3 protein-coding genes are annotated in these 2258 nt (G+C 60.0%); 2 read left to right on the top strand and 1 reads right to left on the bottom strand.

Annotation, left to right across the window (positions count from 1 at the left end):
* Positions 1-227: GntR family transcriptional regulator (locus BIS10_RS18435; RefSeq protein WP_253507648.1), on the bottom strand; the 227-nt coding region annotated here is incomplete at its 3' end.
* A gap of 234 nt (positions 228-461) precedes the next feature.
* On the opposite strand from BIS10_RS18435, the gene BIS10_RS18430 reads away from it, so the two are divergent.
* Together BIS10_RS18430 and BIS10_RS18425 are read left to right on the top strand one after the other, a co-directional pair.
* Complete coding sequence (locus BIS10_RS18430) at positions 462-1877, top strand: APC family permease (protein ID WP_253507645.1); 1416 nt, start codon at positions 462-464, stop codon at positions 1875-1877.
* 29 nt (positions 1878-1906) lie between these two features.
* A partial coding sequence (locus tag BIS10_RS18425) for an aldehyde dehydrogenase family protein (RefSeq protein WP_253507640.1) occupies positions 1907-2258 on the top strand: 352 nt, incomplete at its 3' end.

Raw genomic sequence — 2258 nt, 5'->3', positions numbered from 1 at the left:
GTCAGCAGCTGCTCTTCCAATAGCGTACCGATCGCCAGGGCCAGGGTTTGGCGCGCCACCTGAATGGCATCCGCCAATACCCGATGAGAAGGCAAACGCAGCCCGCTGGGCCACTGCTGAGTGATGGCTTGGCGCAGCGCCTGTTCAATGCGCACCTGCTTACTTAGCCGCTCCGGTTGGAGTGCATAAAGTTGCATAAATTGGTGCAAGACCTGCTGGCGATCCATATCAACGCCCCCTTTTCCGCGTGAAGCCCGCTGCCATCAGGCGTTTAGACGAAAGCATTATGTCAGCTATGCACTTATTTGGTGCGTTGAAAAAGTGGTCTAGTCGAACCCCAAAGTGGTGCATTCGCGTTCTGACCGCCGCCTGCTAGCGTGTAACTATTCCGTCACTGGAATCAGGATACTGCGCCACAGAGCGCCAACGACAACATCCAATAACCTGCAGGACACTGTGCGATGACCACTCCCTCTTCTGAACAGGATAAGCTCGTCCGGGTACTGGCCCGCGGCGACGTATTAGCCCTCGCCTTCGGCGCGATGATTGGCTGGGGCTGGATTGTATTAACCGGCACCGCGATTCAATCCGCTGGCAGCTTAGGTGCTATTTTAGCGTTTATTATCGGCGGTTTAGCGATCATCATGGTGGGCCTCACCTACGCTGAGCTGGCCTCCGCCATGCCCAAAGTAGGCGGCGAGCATGTTTACAGCTACCGCGCCCTGGGCCACTTACCCTCTTTCTTATGCACCTGGGCGATTATTTTAGGCTATTTAAGCGTGGTGGCCTTTGAAGCCGTGGCGCTGCCCACCGTGATTGAGCACCTAGCACCGAACTATGCAGTTGGCCACTTATGGACCATCGCGGGCTGGGAAGTAAAAGCGACGTGGGTGGCCGTCGGTGTTGGCGGCTCGCTCGCCATGATGATTATCAACTACTTCGGTGTGACCACCGCCGCGCTGATCCAGAAAGTCGTGACCGCCATGATTTTGCTGGTTGGCGTGCTGTTTGTCACGGGCGCGCTGTTTGAAGGCGAAACCATCAACATGATGCCGCTGTTCACCCAGGCCGATACCGGCGTGGTAGCGGGCATTGTCGCGGTGCTGGTCATGGTGCCGTTCCTGTTCGTTGGCTTTGACGTCATTCCCCAAGCCGCTGAAGAGATTAACCTGCCCTACAAAGCCATCGGCAAAGTGCTGATGATGTCGGTCATTCTGGCAGTGGTGTGGTACGCGCTGATTATTCTGGCCACCAGCCTTGCCCTGAACAGCACCGAGCTGGCCGCGAGTTCCCTGAGCGTGCCGGATGCCATGGGTAGCCTGTTCAACGCCCCCTGGGCCAGCAATCTGATGGTTCTAGCGGGTATTGCGGGCATCATCACCAGCTGGAACGCCTTCTACATCGGCGGCTCGCGGGCCATTTACGCCCTGGCCCGTGCGGGCATGCTGCCTGCGCCGTTTGCCAAGCTGCACCCGCGCTATAAAACGCCGACTAACGCCATTTTCCTGATGGGCTTCCTCTCCTGTATCGCCCCGTTCTTCGGCCGCCCCGCGCTGGTGTGGATCGTCAACGCCGGTGGCCTGGGCATCGTGATTGCCTACCTGTTCGTGGCCATCTCCTTTGTGGTGCTACGGGTTCGCGAGCCGGATATGCCGCGCCCGTTTCGCATTCGCCACGGCAAGCTGTGCGGCACCTTGGCGGTCGTCCTTTCTTTCGGCATGGCGTGTCTCTACCTGCCCGGTAGCCCGGCGGCACTGAGCGGCGCTGAGTGGAGCATTTTCGCGGGCTGGTCGCTGCTGGGGGTGGGGCTGTACATCCACGCTCTGCGCACCTACGGCCGCGCCTACAGCGACCAACACATGATGGCTGACCTGTAAGCCGTTCCAACACTTTAAAGGAGCACGCTATGAGCTTTATCGAACAGTGGTTGCACGATGCCGTACCGGCCCTGGTGGGCGGGCAGTGGCGCAAGGGCCAGCAGACCTTCGCGGTGGACAACCCCGCCACCGGCGAGACCATTGCCCACGTGGCAGATTTAAGCGCTGACGACACCCGCGACGCCGTGGCTGCCGCTTACGAAGCCGGTGCCGCCTGGCGCGCCACCCCGGTGAAACAGCGCTCGGCCCTGCTGCGCCGCTGGTTTGAGCTGATCAATGAGCACGCCGACGACCTAGCCCGCCTGATGACCCTAGAGCAGGGCAAGCCGCTGGCGGAAGCCAAAGGCGAAGTGACCTACGGCGCCTCATTCATCGAGTTCT

It is taken from the genome of Halomonas sp. 707B3, from assembly GCF_024158645.1.
GTDB classification, from domain to species: domain Bacteria; phylum Pseudomonadota; class Gammaproteobacteria; order Pseudomonadales; family Halomonadaceae; genus Vreelandella; species Vreelandella lionensis.
This window is presented reverse-complemented; position numbering and strand designations above follow the sequence as displayed.